Raw genomic sequence first — 20,133 nt, forward strand, 5'->3', positions numbered from 1 at the left:
CGTTCCCTGACGCAACGGCGGCAGGGCGCGAGCGTTTCGCAGTGGCGTCAATCGATCCCGTGAAACACCGCGTCTTCCGGGCCGAGGTACGCCGGCGGACGCCACGTCGCATCGCGCATCGAATGCTGGACGAGATTCTCGACACCGAGCAGCACCGCGAAGATCGCCATCCGCACCGGAATGCCGTTGTCGGTCTGCCGGAAGATCGCGAGACGCGGGTCGCGGTTCAGGTCGACCGACAGGTCGTTCGCGCCGGGCCGGCTGTCGCGCGGCAGCGGGTGCATGATCAGCGTGTCCGGCTTGCATACCGAGTCGACGAGCGCCTGATTGATCTGGAAATCCGGCGTGTAGCCTTCGAACGACTCGTCGGTGAAGCGCTCCTTCTGAATTCGCGTCGCGTAGACGACATCCGCGCCGCGCAGCCCGGCCGCGAGGTCGTTCGTCTGCTCGACCACGTGGCCGTTCGTCGCGATCTGCTCGACGATGTACGTCGGCATCTCGAGCGTCGGCGGCGACACGAGCGTGAACTTCAGCCCGCGGTACAGCGCGAGCAGCTTGACGAGCGAGTGCACGGTGCGGCCGTACTTCAGGTCGCCGACCAGCGCGATGTGCGCGCCGTCGACGATCTTGCCGAGCCGCGAGAACTCGCGCTGGATCGTATAGAGGTCGAGCAGCGCCTGGCTCGGGTGCTCGCCGGGGCCGTCGCCGCCGTTGATCACCGGCAGGTTGGTCGCGCGCGCGAATTCGGCCACCGAGCCTTTTTCGGGATGGCGGATCACGAGCGCGTCGACGTAGCCGGCCATCACGCGGCTCGTGTCGTAGATCGATTCGCCCTTGGCCATCGACGAGAACGTGAAGCCCGTCGTGTCGCACACCGAGCCGCCGAGCCGGCAGAAGGCCGCGCCGAACGACACGCGTGTACGCGTGCTGGCCTCGAAGAACAGGTTGCCGAGCACGGCGCCTTCGAGCACGCGCGAAATCTTGTGGCGTCGCGCGATCGGCTGCATGACGTCGGCCACGCGGAACAGCGCCTCGACCGAATCCCGCGAGAACTGGTCGACCGAGATCAATTGCGGCTTGCCTTCGAACAGGAACTGCTTCGCGAGCCCTTGTTTGTCTACGCTTTGCGTATAGTTCTCGCCATCCGGCGCCGAGCGCTCGACGATCTCCGACACGAAGCGCTCGACGATCTCGGGCATCCCGCGCGATTCCTGCGAATCGTCGGGAAGTAGCCAGGTATCCAGCGCGCGCCGGCTGACGCCGATGCGATTCGCGAACGCCTCGCGGGTCATGTTGAGGCGGCGCATCGCGTCGCGGAGGAAGGCTTGCTGGGGAACGGTCATCGGCGGCTCCTGGGCGGAAAATATACGCGGTGCGTATATTAGTTCCTGGCGCAATGAAGTCAAGAAAAATCTGCGTGCAAGCGGGGTGTGGCGCGCATGACACTCGGCGGGGCCATACTGGCGCGCGGCGTGCGTCTCCGTATAATCAGGTCAGGCCCCGTGTCCGGCAGCGTGCCGGGCGCCAGCCGCACACGATTCGCCCGATCGGGCATGTTGATTCGAAGGAGAATGAGAATGACGCGTACGATTGCTGCAATGCTGCTGGTGGTGACGGCGGCGCTCGCCGGGTGCAATACGGTCGCCGGCGTGGGCCAGGACATTTCGAAGGGCGGCCAGGCGATCAGCGATTCGGCTGAAAAGGCCAAGTAAGCCGACCGGTTCCGGCATGCAGAAGGCGCCGGCCTTCCCGCGGTTGCGGGGAGGCGCGGCGCCTTTTTTTGCGCCCGACTCGACGCCGGCGGCGTCAGGCGCGCTCGACGAATGCGTAGCGGCCGTCGACCTTGCGCGGCGTGAACCAGCCGTAGTCGGGGAACACCCGGTTGCGGACGAACCATACGTAGCCGACCAGCACGACCGTGATCGCAAGGCTCGGCAGCGCGGCCGACGGATCGCGCCCGAGATCGGCGACGGTCTTCGGTACCTGCAGCAGCGACAGCAGAATGAACGCGTGATACGCGCCGACACGATGGGTCGCAAAACCCCAGATGAACAGCAGCGACAGCGGCACGGTCAACGCGAGGAACACGGTGACCAGCACGCCGCCGGCGCCGGACGCGAAGAAGTAGTACGCGAGCATCAGGCTGATGACCAGCTGCGCGATGCCGAGCGCGATCAGGATCCGGATGTGCACCTTGTTCTTGCGGCAGCGTTCGGGGTCCGGGCGCGACGCGATCAGATGCGCGAGCACGCGATCCTTGAGCCCCTGTCCGGACAGCTCGGCCAGTGCGTCGGCCTTCCTCGTTCCCGCGGACAGCAGCACCGCGATTCTTGTTTTGGCTTCCTTCCTGTTCATTGCTTGATCTGGCGGATTGTTGTTCGATGGTTGTCAAAGGGTCCGGCCACGCGAATATTGCATCTTGCGCAGTCGTGCGCAACGGTTTTGCGGGGCGCGGACACATTCCTACAGTCGTTGGCTGCATGGCCGGAAGGCGGCGGTCGAAGGCGGTGCGACGGGAAGGCGCCGCCATCGTTTTCGGCGGGACCAAGGAACGCGAGTCAATCGGTGGCGGTCCGCGCGGCGAGCGTGGCGGGTGATTCGACGGGCGGCTCGCGCCGCCGCGTCGCGCCGACGAGCATGCCGGCGACGACGAGCGCGATGCCCGCGACACGCGTGCCGGTCAGCGTTTCGCCGAACAACGCGACCGCGAACAGCACGGCCGAAACCGGCGCGACCGCCGTGAACAGGGCGGCCTCGGTGCCGCTCGTGCGCGCCGAGCCCGCATACCAGCACAGGTAGCCGAGCACGGTCGGAATCAACGCGTAGTAGACGATCGCCGACACGGCGCCGACGGTCCAGCCGCTCGCCACCGCGCGCCATTCGAACGCGGCCGGCACGAGTGCGAGCACGAAGCCGAGGCCCGACATCGCGGTGGAAAGCGCCAGCGGCGGCAACGGCGCGGCAAGCCGCCGGTTGAGCAGGATGAAGACCGCTTCGCAGGCGACGGCCGCCAGCACCAGCGAATCGCCGGCAAGCGTCTGGAGCGACGGCATCGCGTGGCCCGGCGCGAACGTGACGAACAGCACGCCGGCCGTGGCGAGCGCGGCGGCCAGCCAGTCGCGCGGCGTCTGCCGCTCGCGCAGCACGACGGCCGCGATCAGCGTCGACATGGCCGGCAGCGTGCCGAGCATCACGCCGGCATCGAGCGGCGACGACAGTTTCGTGCCGCTGATCAGCAGCACCGTATAGCCGACGCCGCCCGCCGCGGCCTGGATGACGAGCAGCACGGCGTCGCGTGCGGCAATGCGCGGCCAGCGCATGCGCTGCGCACGCATCAGCGCGAACAGCAGCGGCGTCGCGATCAGGAAACGCAGCGCGGTGGCCGCGAACGGCGGCAGGCCGCCGGCCGCGAGACGGCTCGCGATGACGGTGCTGCCGACGCCCGCCATCGCGGCGGCGAGATAGAGATAGCCGATCAGTCGTGTCTTCATGCGCCGCATCGTCGCGTACGGCGGTGGGGGGCGTCTTGAACGAAATTGCAGCGGGGCGGGCGTCGAATGTGGTGCGCCGTCGACATGCACCGACGCAAGAGGTCACGGCTGACGTCTAGGCGGCAACCGCCGTCGAATGCAATGCGCGCGGCGGTCCGCGCACCGCGCACCGACAGCGCTATTGACCCGCCTGCGTGAACCGCCCCGGCGTGATCCCGAACTGGCGCGCGAACGCGCGCGTCAGGTGGCTCTGATCGGCGAAGCCGGCCTCGGCCGCGGCATCGGCGATCGGCAGGCCGCCGACCAGTAACGCGCGCGCCAGCCGCGTGCGCGACTGAACCAGATAGGCGTGCGGCGTGATGCCGAGCTCGCGCGCAAAGCCGCGCAGCAACTGGAAGCGGCTCACGCCGCTCAGGTCCGCCAGCTCGGCAAGCGATACGGGTACGGCCGGCGCTGCGTCGAGCCGCTCCCGGGCGACGCGGACCGCCGGCGCGACACCGGCCGCCGGCAGCGTGCGGTTGGCGTGCCGGGCGAGCAACCCTGCGACGAGCATCACGAGCGCTTCGTCGCGAGCGAGCGGCTGGGTTTCGCCTGCGACGATGCGTGCATGCAGCCGGCCGACGGCGGCCGCGAGCCGCGCGTCGCGCACGGCCGGGTGCGCAAGCTCGACGCCGCCGAGGCCTTCTTCCGCCGCGACGCCCGCGATCAGCGCCGGCGCGAGGTACAGCATCCGCCAGCGACGGCCGGTGCCGGCCTCGAGCGGCGAGCCGTCGTGCATTTCGCCCGGGTTGACCATGATCGCGTCGCCGGCCAGCGCGTCGACTTGCCCGCGGCCGCTCCACGACCGGTGCGCACCGCTGACGATCACGCCCACCCCGAATTCGTCGTGCGCGTGGCGCGGAAACGCGCGATCGGATTCGAGGCTGATCGCCTCGATGCCTTCGCCGGTGCGTCGGTAGTGGGTGACACGGTGCATGTGCGCTCCTCGCGCCGGTCGCGGCGCGGATCACGTGCACTTTAGCGCGTTCCGGCGCCGTGCGCCCTTCATCCTTTTGGCGGATACCGCGCGGCGCGCGCAGCCCGCACCATGTGCACATCGGCAGCGTACACGGCCCGCCGGGCCTGAAGCTGCGCGGGAGACGGCAGGTGGAACGACAGGATCCGGTATTCATTCAGGTGGGCGCGCTCGCGGACGGCTTCGCGCCGGAGGCGAACACCCTCGCGCCCGTCGACGCGCTCGTCGGGCGGACGCTGGCGCTCGAAGACGCATCGGGCGCATGGCGCGTCCATACGTTCGAGCCGGGCGCGTTGCAGTGGCGCGATGCGGCGACCGATACGGGCGGCCGCGCGCCGTGCCGCGTGACGCGGCTGCGCGACGGTCTGTACTTCGTCGACTACATCGATACCACTGCCCGCGCGACGTCGGTCAGCCTCGTGATCGATCTCGACAACGGCGTGTGGACGTCGGTCGTCGGTACGCTGCCGACGGAAGCCGACACGCGCATCGATGCGTTCACGCGCGTCGCGCGCGGGCTGCCGCTGACGGCCGTCGACGCGCAATTCCGGCACGGCACGCTCGGCGGCCACGCCCGGCCGGGGCCGCTGCATGCGCCCACGCGCGAGCTGATCGGCAAGCGGACGATGTACCGCTACAGCCCGACCGAATGCTACGAGCATATCTACCTGAACGAGAACTTCTACGCGTGGCAGTGCCTGCAGGGCGTGGAAGGCGGGCTGGCCGACGTCGACCGCTGTCATTACTTCAAGATGGCCGATGAGCTGTATCTGTTCGTGTGGCGCGAAAAGGTGGTGCCGACGCTCGGCGTCGTGCTGATCGACCTCGCGCAGCGCAAGACCGACGGCAAGATCTTCGGCTACCAGGGCGGCGATTTCGGCACGCTGTCGAATTTCCAGATCGGCGCTTATGCGCAGGTGCTGAACGAAACCGTGCATCCGCTCGGCGGCGAGGCGCAACGATGACTGCCGTGCTGGGCAGCGGCCGCCTGCGTGCGGATTTCGGCGGACGCGTCGTGCTCGTCACGGGCGCTGCGCAAGGGATCGGCGCGGCGATCGCGCGCCGTTTCGCGGAATCCGACGCATTCGTCGCGGTGGCCGACCTGAACGGCGAAGCAGCCGCCGCGCAGGCCGAGGCGCTGGTCAGCGCGGGCGGCGAGGCACGCGCGTATCAGGTCGACGCCGCGAGCCGGGACGAACTGGATGCGCTCGTGGCGGCAGTCGAGCGCGACGGCGGCCGGCTCGATGTCGTCGTCCACAATGCCGCGTATTTTCCGCTGACGCCGTTCGAGCAGATCGACGCGCCGACGCTCGACCGGACGCTGTCGGTCAACCTGTCGGCGCTGTTCTGGCTCGCGCAGGCCGCGTTGCCGGCATTCGAGCGCGCGGGGGCCGGGCGACTGCTCGTCACGTCGTCGGTGACCGGGCCGCGCGTCGTCTATCCGGGGCTCGCGCATTACGCGGCGTCGAAGGCCGGCGTGAACGGCTTCATTCGGGCAGCGGCGCTGGAACTGGCGCGCCGCCACGTGACGGTCAACGGCGTCGAGCCGGGGATGATCCGCACGCCGGCGGCTGGCAATCTCGGCGACGCATCGGTCGCGGCGCAGATCGCACGCGACATTCCGCTGGCACGAATGGGCGAGCCGGAGGACATTGCGAACGCGATGCTGTTTCTCGCGTCGGCCGACGCGGCGTACATCACCGGGCAGACGATCGTCGTCGACGGCGGAGCGACGTTGCCGGAAAGCGGGGCGGTGCTGGCGGACGGGTAGCGGCAAGCCCGCGAGGGGGGAAGCGTCGAGGCCGTGTCGGCGTAGGCGTGCGACCCACGCCATGGAGGGCCGCGCTACACGCGCCCGCCGCGACTACAGCCAGCCGTTGCGGATGAACTCGACGATCGAATAGCGACGATGCTCGAGATCGTGCCGGCGGACGGCCTCGACGATGCGCGATACGCCATCCGCATAGGGCGTATCGCCGGACACGCGCGATTCGAACTGCAGGCTGCATGCGCCGTCGTCGATGCGTATCCGGTGAAGCGCATGGCGGCCGAGCTGATCGTCGCGGATGCCGAATTCGCCGCGCTGCACGGCCGGGTCGCGTACGGAGCGAATGTCTGCCGGCCGCACGCCGAGCGACTCGGCGATGCCGACGGCCGTGCCGGGGACGGACGTCTTGCCGGCCTGATGCGACTCGGTCACGCTGATGTCGCAGTCGCGGAACAGGTGGCCGCTGGTTTCCAGCATGCTCATGAACTTGAGCATCAGGATGTTCGTGTTCGGACACAGCACGACCGGAAAGCCGTACGTCCCGGTTTCGAGGTCGGAGCCGGTCGACAACTCGACGAGCGGCGATGCGGTGGCCTGGCAGAACGCGATCGCCGCGGCGAGTTCGCGGCCGGAACCGGCATGGACGACGATCGACCGGGCGTCGGTTCGCGTGGCGTCCGACCACGGCATCACGCGACAGGTGGCCGGGTCGAGCCGGTGCGAGCCGAGCAACTCGTTGGCGAGCTTGCCGGTTCCGATGACGAGTACTTGCATGGGATGGACGGGTTGAGGTTCGGGATGCGCGTCCGCAGTGGCGCAGGCCGTCGGGCGGGCCACGCTGGTCCGACTGTCGTGCCGCGCGCCACGCCTGGCGGGCATCGCGCATTATGCCCGGCCGTGCGACCGCGCGCTCGTCGAGCCGCGCCCGCGACGTCGCGGCGCCCCGCGCCGCATGGATCGCGATCCATCTCGCGATGCCGCCAACCGCGCTTGGCGCCCGATAACCACGGCGAAACGACAGCGGAACTGCGCTGCCCACCGTCATCCCGTTCGCACGAACGCGTGAACGGCGCTACGCTGTCGGCATTTCATCCCATCACCCTCGATCCAGGAGAACACATCGATGGAACACGACCTGAACGGCAAGGCAGTCGCGATCACCGGCGGCTTCGGTCATCTGGGCGTCGCGACGGCCGCGTGGCTCGGCGCGCGCGGCGCGCGCGTCGCGCTGATCGGCCGCGGCGCGGCCCCGGCGGCGCAGGCGCTGCCCGGCGTGCCGGCCGATGCGCTGCGCATCGGCGGCATCGATCTCGTCGACCCGCAGGCCGCCGCGCAGGCGCTCGAAACGGTCAACCGCGAATTCGGCCGGGTCGACGCGCTCTTGAACATCGCCGGCGCATTCGTGTGGCAGACGATCGCCGACGGCGATGCCGCCACGTGGGATCGCATGTACGAACTGAACGTGAAGACGGCGCTGAACGCGTCGAAGGCCGCGCTGCCGTACCTGATCGCGAGCCAGGCCGGCCGCATCGTCAACATCGGCGCGGGCGCGGCGTTCAAGGCCGGCGCGGGGATGGGCGCGTATGCGGCCGCGAAGGCCGGCGTCGCGCGGCTCACCGAGGCGTTGGCGGCCGAGTTGCTCGATCGCGGCGTGACCGTGAACGCGCTGTTGCCGAGCATCATCGACACGCCGCCGAACCGCAAGGACATGCCCGACGCCGACTTCTCGCGCTGGGTCCGGCCCGAACAGCTCGCGGCGACGATCGGCTTCCTGCTGTCGGCCGACGCGCAGGCGATCACCGGTGCGTCGATTCCGGTGAGCGGCCGCGTGGCGTAGTGCGCCGAGGGCGGGCTCGTCGGGTCCGGGCGTGCGTACAATGTCGCACCGGATTGCGCGACCCGAACCCATGACTCAGCCCACCATCCTGATCGTCGAAGACGAACAGGCGATCGCGGATACGATCGTCTACGCCCTCAGCACCGACGGCATGCAGACCGTCCACTGCACGCTCGGGCAGGCGGCGCTCGACCGCCTGCGCGGCACGCGTGTCGATCTCGTGGTGCTCGACGTCGGCCTGCCGGACCTCAGCGGCTTCGAGGTATGCCGGCGGCTGCGCACGTTCACCGATGTTCCGGTGATCTTCCTGACCGCGCGGCACGACGAGATCGACCGGATCGTCGGGCTCGAGATCGGCGCTGACGACTACGTCGTCAAGCCGTTTTCGCCGCGCGAGCTGGCGGCGCGGGTGCGCGTGATCCTGCGCCGCTTCCACCGGACGGCCGCGCCGGAACCGACACCCGCAACCGCGCCGGCCGATGCGCCGGCACCGGTCGCGTCCGGCTTCACGCTCGACACCGACGGCGCGCGCGTGTCGTGGCTCGGCCACGCGCTGGACCTCACGCGCTACGAATTCGGGCTGCTGGCGCTGCTGGTCCGGCATCCGGGGCGCATCTACTCGCGCGAACAGTTGATGGATCTCGTCTGGCACGAGGCGCTCGACTCGGCCGACCGCACGGTCGACACGCACATCAAGACGCTGCGCGCCAAGCTGCGCGCGATCGATCCCGAGCGCGACCCGATCCGCACGCATCGCGGGATGGGTTATTCGCTGCAACCGTAACGACCGGCACCACCCATGCATATCGGCCTGCGCATCTTCTTCGGTTTTTTCCTGATCGTCGGTCTGGCCGCGCTGATCACGCTGCGCGTGTTCGTGCAGGAGGTGAAGCCCGGCGTGCGCGAAGCGATGGAGGACACGCTCGTCGACACCGCGCAGGTGCTGGCGACGCTGGCCGCCGACGACATGGCGAACGGCCATATCGCCGACGGCGCCTTCGCGCAGCAACTCGGGAAACTGCACGAGCGGCCGGTCAGCGCGAACGTGTGGGGCATCCAGAAGAACGCGATCGGCTACCGCCTCTACATCACCGACGCGCACGGCATCGTCCGCTACGACTCGTCCGGCAGCGCGGTCGGGCAGGATTATTCGCGCTGGAACGACGTGTACCGGACGCTGCGCGGCGAATACGGCGCGCGCAGCACGCGCAGCGATCCGAACGACGACAGCAGTACCGTGATGCACGTCGCCGCGCCGATCCGGCGCGGCGACGAGATCATCGGCGTGCTGACGATCGCGAAACCGAACCAGACGGTCGCGCCGTTCATCGCGCGCAGCCAGCGCAAGATCATGTTGTACGGCGCGTTGCTGATGGGCGGCGCGATCCTGATCGGCGCCGCGTGCACGTGGTGGCTGGTGCTCGGGCTGCGGCGCCTGCAGCGCTATGCGCGCGCGATCGCGGCCGGCGAGCGCGCGTCGATGCCGCTGCAGGGCGCGAACGAGCTGGCCGAGCTCGGGCGCGCGGTGGAAAGCATGCATCAGCGGCTGGAGGACCGGCAGTACGTCGAAACCTACATCCACACGCTCACGCACGAGATGAAGAGCCCGCTGGCCGCGATCAGCGGCGCGGCCGAGCTGTTGCAGGAAGACATGCCGGTCGCGAACCGCCGGCGCTTCACCGAGAACATCCGCCGCCAGGCCGGCCGCCTCGAACAGATGATCCGCAAGCTGCTCGCGCTGGCCGAGGTCGAGCAGAAGCAGCGCCTGTCGGTGCACGAGCCGGTCGCGCTGCGGCCGGTGCTCGAACAGCTCGTCGACGATATCGAGCCGCGCGCGCGGCAGCGCGGCGTGAGCCTGCGGATCGATGCGAACGACGCGGCCGAGCCGGCGGTCGTCGACGGCGATCCGTTCCTGCTGCGGCAGGCGCTCGGCAACCTGCTCGACAACGCGCTGGATTTCGCGCCGCGGGGCAGCACGATCCGGATCGCGCTCGAACGGCAGCCGGCGGGCAGGGCGCACGTCGCGGTCGTGCGCGTCGCCGACGACGGCCCCGGCGTGCCCGACTATGCGCTCGCGCGCGTGTTCGAACGCTTCTATTCGCTGCCGCGCCCCGACGGGCAGGATCGCAGCACGGGCCTCGGGCTGTGTTTCGTCCGCGAAGTCGCGATGCTGCACCGCGGCCAGGTCGCGCTCGCGAACCGCGCGGAAGGCGGCGCGTGCGCGACGCTCACGCTGCCGTGGGCGGGCTGACCGCGCTTCACGCCCGCCACACATTCGCTTCACGCCGGCTTCAATCGCCCTTCACCGGGGCCGCTCATGCTGACCGTACCTTCCACTCCGGTACCTCCCAGCAATGAATCGAGTCCTGTTGTTCAAGTCCATGATCACCGCGTTGCTCGCGCTGGCGATCCTGATCCCGCTGCAGATGGTCCAGAGCATCGTGCGGGAACGCGCCGACTATCGGCAGAGCGCGCTGCAGAGCATCTGGGCGAGCTATGCGGGGCCGCAGACGGTGACGGGGCCGGTGCTCGTCGTCCATTACACGGAAGTCACGCGCGCGAGCGACGACGTGCGGGCCGGCGGCAAGGCGAAAACCGTCCTGAAAAGCGAGGCGAAACGGCTGCTCGTGTTCCCGAAGACGCTGAACGTCGACGGCACGCTGTCGGTCAGCACGCGCTATCGCGGCATCCACAAGGCGCTCGTGTACGGGCTCGACAGCCGGATGACGGGCACGCTGCCGCTGCCGGACCTGAAGAAGCTGCCGCAGGCCGACGGCCACGTGAGCTTCAAGATCGACAGCGCGGTCGTCGCGCTCGGCATCGGCGACCTGCGCGGGCTGAAGGCGCAGCCCGACCTGCGCATCGGCGGCAAGCGGATCGACGTTGAGCAGGGCACGCGGCTCGAGAGCCTGCGCCAGGGCGTGCATGCGAACGTCGATCTCGCGGCGCTGGCGGAGGCAAACGCCGGGGCGACGGTCGTGCCGTTCAGCATCGGCCTGCCGCTGGCCGGCGCGGAATCGGTCGCGTTCGCGCCGGTGGGCGACCAGAACGACTTCTCGCTGAAATCGACGTGGCCGCATCCGAGCTTCGGCGGCGAGTTCCTGCCGGCCGAGCGCACGATCGACGCGCGCGGCTTCGTCAGCAACTGGCACGTAACGTCGTTCAACACGAAGGCGCGCGAGCAGGTGGCGTCCGGCAATGGCAACGGCGACGGCGGGATCGAGATGGCGTCGGTGTCGGTGATCGAACCCGTGAACGTCTATCTGCAGGCGGAGCGCGCGACGAAATACGGTGCGCTGTTCGTGATGCTGACGTTCGCGAGCTTCTTCATGTACGAGCTCGTGAAGCGGCTGCGCATTCACCCGATCCAGTACACGCTGGTCGGCCTGTCGCTCGCGCTGTTCTTCCTGCTGCTGCTGAGCCTGTCCGAACACATTGCGTTCGGCTATGCGTATCTCGCGGCGAGCGGCGCCTGCATCGGGCTGCTCGGCTTCTACCTGTCGTTCGTGCTGCACAGCGTGAAGCGCGGCGCGACGTTCACCGCGCTGCTCGCGATGCTGTGCGCGGCGCTCTACGGGCTGCTGCTGTCGGAGGACAATGCGCTGATGCTCGGCTCGCTGCTGCTGTTCGCGATTCTCGCCGGCATCATGACGCTCACGCGCCGCGTCGACTGGTATTCGCTCGGCGCGGCATGGCAGCCGCTGGCCGACAAGCCGACGGCCATGAAGCCGGGCGCGCCGGCGAAGTAAGCCGGCGGGCTGCAAGCAAGTGCGCGCGCCGGCCGGGAATGCCGCGACCGGCGCGCGCTTTCATGCGAGCCCGATGCGTTTCAGGCAGCCGTCTCGGGACGACGGAACCGCGCCCGCGGAATCTCGGCGATGGCCGCGATCTCGATCAGCAGGTCGGGATGGTAGAGACGCTCGACCTGGACGGTTGTCGTCACCGGATAGGGGGCGGCGAAGTACGTGCTGCGGATGTCGCCGGCCTGCATGAATGCGTCGATGTCGGTCGCGTAATGGACGAGCGAGATCACGTCGCGCATCTGCCCGCCCAGTGCGGCCAGCACGTCGCGGAGGTTGCCGAGTGTCTGGCGAACCTGCGCGCGCATGTCGCCGGCGCCGACCACCTGCCCGTCGCGGTCGAGCGCGACTTGCCCCTTCAGATGCACGATCCGGCCGTCGCCCTGGATCATGGCCATCGAGAACGCGCCGAACGGCGCCCAGACTTCCGGGGGATTCACGGCTTCGGGCATCGCGCAGCTCCTATGGAACGGAAACAGGACGAACGCAGCGGCATGCGGCGCCCGACGATCGCACCATGATGGACGCGTTCATCGTCGATCCGCCCGCCCTGCCGAAAGCGGCGGCGGCCCGGATCGCCCTATACTGACCACTCCACCTTACCGGACCACGCCGTGCCGAACCAAGTTTCCGGAGATCCATCCGTCGACGATCCCCGTCCGACCCCGCCTGTCCAACCCGAACTGGAAGACTGCTGCAACAGCGGCTGCTCGCCGTGCGTCTTCGACCTGTACGACGAAGCGCTCGCGCGCTATCGCGTCGAGCTGGCCGAATGGGAGGCGCGGCAGGCGCAGCGCGAGCCTCACCGGTGAACCGGAGGCCGACGAGCCGTCTCGCCGCGCCGCGCATGCGCCGTGTCCGTGTCACGCGCCTCCACTGACGGTGCGGATTCCGTCGCGTGTCGTGCGTCACGCATCCGCATGCAGCCGCCGATGCAGCGGGCCGAGCGCCATCGACAGCGCGATGCAGGCCAGCAACACGACCGTCAGCGTGAACATCGACGCCCTGAATCCCTGCACGTAATCGAGCGCGACCGGATGCACGCCGAGCCGCGCGAAGAACACGCCGCCGATCGTCGCGGCGCCGACGGCCGCGCCGATCTGCAGCATCGCGCTGACCATCCCCGACGCGACCCCCGCGCGGGCCGCATCGACTTCCGCGAGCACGATCCGCACGACCGACGGCAGCACGAGCCCTTGCCCGACGCCGATCGCCGCGATGCCCGCGTAGAAGCCGGGGCCCGGCGCGCCGTCGCGGGCGAGCGCGGCGGCGATCGCGACGCCCGCCGCGAGCATCGCGAAGCCGAGCGTGAGCACGCGATAGCCTCCGAACCGGGCGACGAGGCGCGGCATCAGCAGCGGGCTCGCGAGGAAGCCGAGCCCGAGCGGCAGGATCGCGAACCCGGACGCGAGCGGCGACCAGTTCAGGCAGCCCTGCAGATAGATCCCGTAGCTCAGGAAGAACGCGCTCAGCGTGTAGAACAGGAACGCGAGCAGGAGCCCGAGCGCGACGACCGGGTTGCGGAACAGGCGCACGTCGAGCAGCGGATCGTGGCCGCGCGCGAGCCGGCGCGCTTCCACTGCCAGCAACGCGCCGAGCATCGGCAGCGCGCCGACCCCGCACGCGATCATCCACAGCGGCCAGCCGGCTTCTCGACCGTGCGTGAGCGGGTACACGAGCATCAGCAGGAACAGCGACATCAGCACCGTGCCCGGCACGTCGATGCGCTGGCCGCGCGGCGGGCGGTTTTCCGGGATGAAGCGCCAGCTGCCGAGCAGCGCCAGGATGCCGATCGGCAGATTGACGAGAAAGATCGCGCGCCAGCCGAGCCCGAACGGATGCAGGCTGATCAGTGCGCCGCCGCCGAGTTGGCCGATCACGGCCGCGAGGCCGAACGCGAACCCGTAGAAGCCCATCACGCGCACTTGCTCCTGCGGGCTGAACACGCTGCGGATCGTCGCGAGCACCTGCGGCGCGAGGATCGCGGCGAACAGGCCTTGCAGCACGCGGCCGCCGACCAGCACCGTGCCGTTGCCGGCGAGCCCGCACAGCGTCGACGCGAGCACGAAGCCGGCCATGCCGATCATGAACATCCGCTTGCGTCCGTACAGGTCGCCGAGACGCCCGCCGGTGATCTGGACGACCGCGTTCGCGCACGCATAGGCCGACACGACGAGCTGCAGCTCGGTCTGGCGCGCGCCGATGCCGTCGCGAATGGCCGGCAGCGCGAGGTTCACGATGAAGTAGTCGAGCGGCGGCAGAATGGCGCCGACCAGCAGGACCACGAGCGCCCAGCCGCGGTGGCTGCGCGGCGTCGCCGCGGCAGCCGCGCCGGCCGGCGCGCAGGGAGCGAGGGTGTTGTTCGTCATGAAAGCAGGATCCAAAAAATGAGGGCCTGATAGTCGATCGACGGATTCAGGCCGTTGACCCCGTATTCTGGGGATCGCTCATGGTTCGGAAAAGCGGGAAAGAGTGGTAGCATCCATCGGGTTAATCGATGGATAAGGAATGACGATGCGCGGTTTCGATCTGGACCAGTTGCGCACGTTCGCGGCGGTCGCGGACGCCGGCAGCCTGACGGCCGCCGCGCCGCTGCTGCATCTGTCGCAATCGACGGTCAGCGAGCAGGTGCGCAAGCTCGAATCGCGCGCCGGCGTACCGCTGTTCGTGCGCAGCAAGCGCGGCGTCGAACCGACGCCCGCCGGCTCGCGGCTGCTGCAGCACGCGCGGCGCATCGTCGCGCTGAACGAGGCCGCGTTCGACGAGCTGCGCGGACAGGCGATCAAGGGCGAGCTGCGCGTCGCGATCACCGACTATTACCGGACGAATGAAGTGGCCGGCATGCTGGCGCGGCTGCGCGAGTGCTATCCGCAACTGAGCCTGCACGTGAGCGCGATGAAGAGCGTGGAGATCGAGGCGGCGCACGCACGCGGGCAGATCGATCTCGGCGTCGTGATGAACATGTCGAGCGGGCCGTTCCGGCCGGCGTCGGCCGACACGCGCTGGGTGCTGCGGCGCGAACCGCTGTCGTGGGTCGCGTCGCCCAAGCTCGCCGAGCAGTTGCCGGAGCCGCTGCCGCTGGTGCTGCTGCCGGACGACTGCATGATGCATCAGGTCGCGGTGCGCTCGCTCGACGAGCAGCACACGCCGTACGTGCTCGTGCATAGCGCGTCGGGCGTCGCCGGGTTGCAGTCGATGCTCGCGGCGGGGCTCGGGGTCGGTTGCCTGTGCGCGTCGGCGATCGGCGACGGCCTGATGCGGCTCGGCACGAAATACCGGCTGCCGCCGCTGCCCGACGCGGTGTTTTCGCTGACGCCGCCGCTGCCGGGCGAACGCGAGACCGTCACCCAGGCGCGCGAGGTGCTGTCGCGTCAACTGCTGATGTAAAACCATGCCGCGCGACACGCGGCGGCGCGTCACCAAGCGGCGCGCCAGGGGGCCACAGGCATGAACGACGACGAACTGAAGAACCAGATGGCCGCGAAGCTGCAGCACGCGCTGGAGCGCGTGGTCGACGAGCGTACGCTGATCCACTTCCTGCGCGTGCTCGGCCATGACTGGCACACGGAGCGGCAACTCGAGGCCGACGCGCCGCTGTCGCCGTACGCCCGCGCGGCGCTCGGCTGGGAAAACCGGTCGATCGGCGAGTACCTGGAAGCGATGATCGACTGGGCGGAGGCGTCCGAAGAAGGGCTGCGTTTCTACGATGTGCCCGACAACCCGTGGCGGCGCATCGCGGACATCCTGTTCGCCGGCAAAATCTACGAATAGCGCGGCCCGCGGATTCACGCACGCCGCTTTCTACTCGGCGCCTTCGCCGTCCGCATACGCACGCAGCCCGTTGGCCAGCGCATCGAACACGGCCCGACAGCGCGGGCTCGCCCGCAAGTCCTCATGCATCACGACCCAGGTTTCCAGCCGAATCGCGGGCCCGTTCGGCAGCACGCGCACGAGTCGCGCGTCGCGTTTCGCGAGCGCCGTCTGGCAGAAGCCGATCCCGTAGCCGGCGCGGATCATCGCGAGTTGCGCGAGGTTGCTGTCGGTGCGCAGCGCGAACGCGTCGCGTTTCCACAGCGGCATGCCGCGCCCCGCCGAGCGGATGAACGGCGTGACCGTATCGAAGCCGATCAGCGCGTGATGCGCGAGCGCGTCGGTTGTCGCCGGCGCGCCGTGGTGCGCCAGGTAATCGTCGCGCGCATACAGCCCGACCTCGATTGCGCCGACGCGACGCGCGACGAGCGCGTCCTGAGCAGGCGGCGCCATCCGGACCGCGATGTCGGCCTCGCGCTTGAGCACGTCCTGGACGCGGTCGGTCGGCACCAGTTCGATCACGAGCCCCGGATGGTCGCGCCGCAATTGCGCGAGCATCGGCGGCAGCACCTCGACGGCGATCACGTCGCTGGCCGAGATCCGCACGATGCCGCGCACGCCGGCGCCGTGGCTGGCCGCCGCGCGCTCGAACGCGGCCGCAGCGCTGCGCAACGCCTCCGCATGGCCGCGCAGCGCGAGCGCGGCTTCGGTCGGCAGCAGGCCCGATGGCGAGCGCGTGAACAGCGTCTGGCCGAATGCGGCCTCGAGCGCCGCGACATGGCGGCCGGCCGTCGGCTGGGTGATGCCGAGGGCCCGCGCTGCGCCGGACAGCGAGCCTTCCGTCAGCACCGCGAGGAAGGTGCGGTAGCGTTCCCAGTTCAGATCGGTGGTCATACATAAATGTATAGCTGATCTGCTGGGTTCAGCAATTCCTTGATGGTGATCGGCGCGCCAGAATGCGTGTCGTGACGGTTCCATTCAAGGAGGGCGGCAATGACGACGGACGCAGGCGGGACGCAACGGCTGGCACTCGTGCTCGGCGCGAGCGGCGGGATTGGCGGGGAAGTCGCGCGGCAGTTGCGCGATGCGGGTTGGCAGGTGCGCGCGCTCAAGCGCGGGCTCGATGCCGAAATCGCGGAGCGCGACGGCATTGCCTGGGTGCGCGGCGACGCGCTGGATCGCGACGCGGTGGTGCGCGCCGCACGCGGCTGCAGCGTGATCGTGCATGCGGTGAACCCGCCCGGATACCGGAACTGGGCCACGCAGGTGCTGCCGATGATCGACAACACGATCGCGGCGGCCCGGGCCGCGCAGGCGACCGTCGTGCTGCCGGGCACGGTCTACAACTTCGGCGCCGATGCGTTTCCGGTGCTGCGGGAAGACGCGCCGCAGCATCCGGCGACCCGCAAGGGCGCGATCCGCGTCGAACTGGAGCGGCGGCTGCAGGACGCCAGTGTGCACGGCGTGCGGGCGATCGTCGTGCGCGCCGGCGATTTTTTCGGGCCGCAGCTCGGCAACAGCTGGTTTTCGCAGGGGTTGATCAAGCCGGGGCGGCCCGTCGCGGCCATCAGCGTGCCGGGCCGCGGCGTCGGTCACCAATGGTCGTATGTGCCGGACGTGGCGCGCGTGATGGTCGAGCTGATCGAGCGGCGCGAGATGCTGGAGCCGTTCGCGCGCTTTCATCTGGGCGGGCATTGGGATGAAGACGGCCTGCAGATGGCGCAGGCCGTGCAACGCGTCGCGCAGCGGCACGGCATGCGGCCGGCGCTGCGCGATTTCCCGTGGTGGCTCGTGTGGGCGGCCGCGCCGTTCGTCACGACACTGCGCGAATTGCTCGAGATGCGTTACCTGTGGCGCGAACCGATCCGGATGGACAACGCGCGCGTGACCGCGGTGCTCGGCCGCGAGCCGGTGACGCCGCTTGATACGGCGGTGGAGGCGACGCTGGCGGGGCTCGGGTGTCTCGGGTGAGCAACGGTGGGTAGCACGGGCAGCGCCCGGGCATGGAAACGCACCACGGCGAACCGATGAAGCCCCCGGACCACAATTCTCCACATACCCGCGTGCGTCGGATGCGCATCATGTCGGTCAACACCGATAGGGCGAAAACGGGGGCGAGATGGTGCATTTCGGATGGAAAGCGTCGGTTGCGGGCGCAATCATGTTCGCATTGAGCGGGTGTACGGATCTGGCCGGCGTGCTGTATTGCGACAACTCGCAGTTCAACTTTCCGGACTATCACTGCTTTCAGCCGTACCGGTAGGGCTGGCACGGCGACTGAACGCCGTCGCCTCCGTATGCCGTGCAGTTTCCCGTTCCCGTCAAGCCACGACCGGCAACACCTCGACCGCATAGCGATGCGTGAGACTGCGCCCGAGCACCGGATCGTGCAGCTCCATCTCGAATGCGTCGCCGTCGTCCATCGCCGCGATCGCGCCGTGCACGGCGACGGTCCCGCCATACATCGCGCAGCGCGCGGGCATCGTGCGGCGGTCGTCGAAACGCTGCCACAGCACGTCGGGCGCGAGCAGGCCGCTGACCGCGCCGTGCTGGTACGCCACCCGTTCGCCATCGCGCGCAATCAGCCACGAACGCATCTCGAGCGCATCCCAGTGATCGGCGACATCCGCATAACGCCACGCGTCACGGCCGAGCGGCTTCGCACACACCTGCTTCGACACGGCGACGCCGTACGCTTCGACTTCGCGATCCGTGTGATCGGAGCCGACCGTGACCAGCGTGCCGGCCGGGCTGTCGACCAGCACGCATTCGATCTCGCCGCCCGAGCGCGCGCCGAGCACGCCGATCGACGGCGCCTGCGTGAGCAGCGCGGACGACACGCGATAGAAGCACGGCGTGGTCGACGGCGGCGCGACGCCGAGCGCCGCGAGTTCGTCGATGTGCGCCTGGATCGCGGCCGGGTCGCGGCCGGCCCAGCCGGCGATCACGACGCGTTCGACGTCGACGTCGACGGCGGCCGGCGCGGGGTGCAGGGAAATCACGTTGAACGACAGGGTTGGCATGCGGCTATCCGTTTGAAGTGCGAATGAATGGTCGGCGGGTGGCGGCGCTCAGTCGTCGAGCGGCCGGTGCGCGGTCTCGCGCGCGGCGACGAGCGCGATCGACGTGACGACGAGCGCGGCGGTGACGTACAGCGACACGGCCGTCGTCGTGCCCGTCTGCCGGAACAGCGCGGCGATCACGAGCGGCGCGAAGCCGCCGCCGACGATGCCGGCGAGCGTGTACGCGAGCGACGAGCCCGCGTAGCGCACGCGCGTCGGGAACTGTTCGGTCACGAACGCGCCCTGCGGGCCGTACATCACCGCATGGATCACGAGGCCGATCGCGACGGCCGCGACGATCGCCGCGGGGCGCGCGGAATCGAGCAGCGCGAAGAACACGAACGCCCACACGATGCCGGCGAGCGCGCCGGCGAGATACACGGGCCGGCGGCCGAAGCGGTCCGACAACGCGCCGAAGAACGGCACCGCGAGCGCATTGCAGGCCGTGCCGATCATCACGGCCGTCAGCGCGACCGGGCGCGACAGGTGCAGCACGGTCGTCACATAGGTGAGCGTGAACACGACGATCAGCGCATACAGCACGTCCGAACCGATGCGCGAGCCGCCCGCGATCAGCAGGCGCTTCCAGTGGTACTTCAGCACGTCGGCGACAGGCACGTCGGCGGTCGCATGCGATTCGGCGAGCTGCTCGAACTGCGGCGTTTCGTCGACGCCGCGCCGCAGCCAGAAGCCGAACACGACGAGCAGCGCGCTGGCCGCGAACGGTACGCGCCAGCCCCACGACAGGAAGGTGTCGGACGTGGTCGACAGCGTGACGAGCGCGATGCAGCCGGTGCCGAGCAGCGTGCCGAACGACGGGCCGATCTGCGTCCACGACGCGGACAGCCCGCGCCGTTTCTGGTCGCCGTGCTCGACCGACAGCAATACCGCGCCGGCCCATTCGCCGCCGAGCGCGACGCCCTGCACGAAGCGCAGCGCGACGAGCAGGATCGGGCTCAGGATGCCGGCCTGCGCGTAGGTCGGCAGCGCGCCCATCAGCGCGGTCGTCACGCCCATCAGCACGAGCGTGAGCATCAGCACCGCGCGGCGGCCGATGCGGTCGCCGAGGTTGCCGAATACGAAGCCGCCGAGCGGGCGCGACACGTAGCCGACCGCATAGGTCGAGAACGCGAGGATCGTGCCGGCCAGCGGATCGACCGACGGGAAGAACAGATGGTTGAAAACGAGCGCGGCGAGCGTGTTGTAGATCGTGAAGTCGTACCACTCGAGCGACGTGCCGATCATGCTCGCGGTCGCGAGTCGGCTGTTGCGGACACGGCGGGGCGCGTGGGCGGCGGGCTGGACGAGAGTGCTCATGGTATCGGGCAGGTCGTGACGGATGACGGGATG

At 69.4% G+C, this 20,133-nt stretch carries 21 protein-coding genes; 11 read left to right on the forward strand and 10 right to left on the reverse strand.

The window, feature by feature from the left end; translation table 11 throughout:
- Positions 1-47: 47 nt before the first annotated feature.
- Positions 48-1,343 carry an aspartate carbamoyltransferase gene (locus DFS13_RS00310; protein ID WP_027805219.1) on the reverse strand — a complete coding sequence of 432 codons (1,296 nt, stop codon included), beginning with the start codon at positions 1,341-1,343 and terminating at the stop codon, positions 48-50.
- A gap of 234 nt (positions 1,344-1,577) precedes the next feature.
- On the opposite strand from DFS13_RS00310, the gene DFS13_RS00315 reads away from it, so the two are divergent.
- Positions 1,578-1,712 (forward strand): entericidin A/B family lipoprotein, encoded by a 135-nt coding sequence (locus DFS13_RS00315; RefSeq protein ID WP_006485835.1) that lies wholly within the window; start codon positions 1,578-1,580, stop codon positions 1,710-1,712.
- Between the two features lie 94 nt (positions 1,713-1,806).
- Here the strand turns inward: DFS13_RS00315 and DFS13_RS00320 are convergent, their stop codons facing one another.
- The 3 genes from DFS13_RS00320 to DFS13_RS00330 all read right to left on the reverse strand — a co-directional run bounded on the left by DFS13_RS00320 (position 1,807) and on the right by DFS13_RS00330 (position 4,467).
- The gene (locus tag DFS13_RS00320; RefSeq protein ID WP_006485834.1) at positions 1,807-2,355 is read right to left on the reverse strand and encodes a hypothetical protein; all 549 of its coding nucleotides are present in this window, start codon (positions 2,353-2,355) and stop codon (positions 1,807-1,809) included.
- Between the two features lie 203 nt (positions 2,356-2,558).
- Positions 2,559-3,491 carry a DMT family transporter gene (locus DFS13_RS00325; RefSeq protein WP_034202133.1) on the reverse strand — a complete coding sequence of 311 codons (933 nt, stop codon included), beginning with the start codon at positions 3,489-3,491 and terminating at the stop codon, positions 2,559-2,561.
- A gap of 178 nt (positions 3,492-3,669) precedes the next feature.
- Positions 3,670-4,467: an AraC family transcriptional regulator gene (locus tag DFS13_RS00330; RefSeq protein ID WP_034202134.1), complete on the reverse strand. Its 798-nt coding sequence runs from the start codon at positions 4,465-4,467 to the stop codon at positions 3,670-3,672.
- 170 nt (positions 4,468-4,637) lie between these two features.
- Here DFS13_RS00330 and DFS13_RS00335 point away from each other — a divergent pair, with 170 nt between their 5' ends.
- Together DFS13_RS00335 and DFS13_RS00340 are read left to right on the forward strand one after the other, a co-directional pair.
- Positions 4,638-5,471, forward strand: a complete 834-nt coding sequence (locus DFS13_RS00335; RefSeq protein WP_006493836.1) for a molybdenum cofactor biosynthesis F family protein — start codon at positions 4,638-4,640, stop codon at positions 5,469-5,471.
- Positions 5,468-6,277 (forward strand): SDR family oxidoreductase, encoded by an 810-nt coding sequence (locus DFS13_RS00340; RefSeq protein WP_034202135.1) that lies wholly within the window; start codon positions 5,468-5,470, stop codon positions 6,275-6,277. Before DFS13_RS00335 ends, DFS13_RS00340 begins: the two co-directional genes overlap by 4 nt.
- A gap of 93 nt (positions 6,278-6,370) precedes the next feature.
- Here the strand turns inward: DFS13_RS00340 and DFS13_RS00345 are convergent, their stop codons facing one another.
- A complete protein-coding gene (locus DFS13_RS00345) occupies positions 6,371-7,048 on the reverse strand; it encodes a dihydrodipicolinate reductase C-terminal domain-containing protein (protein WP_006496184.1) in 678 nt (225 codons plus the stop codon).
- A 349-nt stretch (positions 7,049-7,397) separates the two neighbouring features.
- On the opposite strand from DFS13_RS00345, the gene DFS13_RS00350 reads away from it, so the two are divergent.
- From DFS13_RS00350 to creD, 4 genes are all read left to right on the forward strand, one after another.
- Positions 7,398-8,111, forward strand: a complete 714-nt coding sequence (locus DFS13_RS00350) for an SDR family NAD(P)-dependent oxidoreductase (RefSeq protein WP_012493456.1) — start codon at positions 7,398-7,400, stop codon at positions 8,109-8,111.
- A gap of 70 nt (positions 8,112-8,181) precedes the next feature.
- Positions 8,182-8,895 (forward strand): two-component system response regulator CreB, encoded by a 714-nt coding sequence (creB, locus tag DFS13_RS00355; RefSeq protein WP_048985774.1) that lies wholly within the window; start codon positions 8,182-8,184, stop codon positions 8,893-8,895.
- Between the two features lie 15 nt (positions 8,896-8,910).
- Positions 8,911-10,362 (forward strand): two-component system sensor histidine kinase CreC, encoded by a 1,452-nt coding sequence (gene creC / locus DFS13_RS00360; protein WP_048985773.1) that lies wholly within the window; start codon positions 8,911-8,913, stop codon positions 10,360-10,362.
- Between the two features lie 103 nt (positions 10,363-10,465).
- Complete coding sequence (gene creD, locus DFS13_RS00365) at positions 10,466-11,860, forward strand: cell envelope integrity protein CreD (protein WP_111441269.1); 1,395 nt, start codon at positions 10,466-10,468, stop codon at positions 11,858-11,860.
- Positions 11,861-11,940: 80 nt separating this feature from the next.
- Here the strand turns inward: creD and DFS13_RS00370 are convergent, their stop codons facing one another.
- Entirely contained in the window at positions 11,941-12,363 is a 423-nt protein-coding gene (locus DFS13_RS00370; RefSeq protein ID WP_034202139.1) for a RidA family protein, read from the reverse strand.
- A 162-nt stretch (positions 12,364-12,525) separates the two neighbouring features.
- On the opposite strand from DFS13_RS00370, the gene DFS13_RS00375 reads away from it, so the two are divergent.
- Positions 12,526-12,723, forward strand: coding sequence for an oxidoreductase-like domain-containing protein (locus DFS13_RS00375; RefSeq protein WP_006492647.1), 198 nt, complete (start codon positions 12,526-12,528; stop codon positions 12,721-12,723).
- A gap of 96 nt (positions 12,724-12,819) precedes the next feature.
- Here DFS13_RS00375 and DFS13_RS00380 read toward each other — a convergent pair whose 3' ends face one another.
- Positions 12,820-14,280, reverse strand: a complete 1,461-nt coding sequence (locus DFS13_RS00380) for an MFS transporter (protein WP_034202141.1) — start codon at positions 14,278-14,280, stop codon at positions 12,820-12,822.
- A gap of 145 nt (positions 14,281-14,425) precedes the next feature.
- Between DFS13_RS00380 and DFS13_RS00385 the strand changes: the two genes are divergently transcribed.
- Together DFS13_RS00385 and DFS13_RS00390 are read left to right on the forward strand one after the other, a co-directional pair.
- A complete protein-coding gene (locus DFS13_RS00385; protein WP_034203325.1) occupies positions 14,426-15,298 on the forward strand; it encodes a LysR family transcriptional regulator in 873 nt (290 codons plus the stop codon).
- A gap of 60 nt (positions 15,299-15,358) precedes the next feature.
- On the forward strand, positions 15,359-15,682 hold the full coding sequence (locus tag DFS13_RS00390; protein ID WP_006485664.1) for a hypothetical protein: 324 nt from the start codon (positions 15,359-15,361) through the stop codon (positions 15,680-15,682).
- Positions 15,683-15,712: 30 nt separating this feature from the next.
- On the opposite strand, the gene DFS13_RS00395 is transcribed toward DFS13_RS00390, so the two are convergent.
- On the reverse strand, positions 15,713-16,615 hold the full coding sequence (locus tag DFS13_RS00395; RefSeq protein ID WP_006492639.1) for a LysR family transcriptional regulator: 903 nt from the start codon (positions 16,613-16,615) through the stop codon (positions 15,713-15,715).
- A gap of 99 nt (positions 16,616-16,714) precedes the next feature.
- Here DFS13_RS00395 and DFS13_RS00400 point away from each other — a divergent pair, with 99 nt between their 5' ends.
- Positions 16,715-17,692 (forward strand): NAD-dependent epimerase/dehydratase family protein, encoded by a 978-nt coding sequence (locus tag DFS13_RS00400; RefSeq protein WP_006496847.1) that lies wholly within the window; start codon positions 16,715-16,717, stop codon positions 17,690-17,692.
- Between the two features lie 350 nt (positions 17,693-18,042).
- On the opposite strand, the gene DFS13_RS00405 is transcribed toward DFS13_RS00400, so the two are convergent.
- Both DFS13_RS00405 and DFS13_RS00410 read right to left on the reverse strand, forming a co-directional pair.
- The gene (locus tag DFS13_RS00405; RefSeq protein ID WP_111441270.1) at positions 18,043-18,744 is read right to left on the reverse strand and encodes a DUF2848 domain-containing protein; all 702 of its coding nucleotides are present in this window, start codon (positions 18,742-18,744) and stop codon (positions 18,043-18,045) included.
- Between the two features lie 48 nt (positions 18,745-18,792).
- Positions 18,793-20,112: an MFS transporter gene (locus DFS13_RS00410; protein WP_034178639.1), complete on the reverse strand. Its 1,320-nt coding sequence runs from the start codon at positions 20,110-20,112 to the stop codon at positions 18,793-18,795.
- Positions 20,113-20,133: the final 21 nt, after the last annotated feature.

Source organism: Burkholderia sp. 28_3 (assembly GCF_003253915.1).
Taxonomy (GTDB): Bacteria; Pseudomonadota; Gammaproteobacteria; order Burkholderiales; family Burkholderiaceae; genus Burkholderia; species Burkholderia cenocepacia.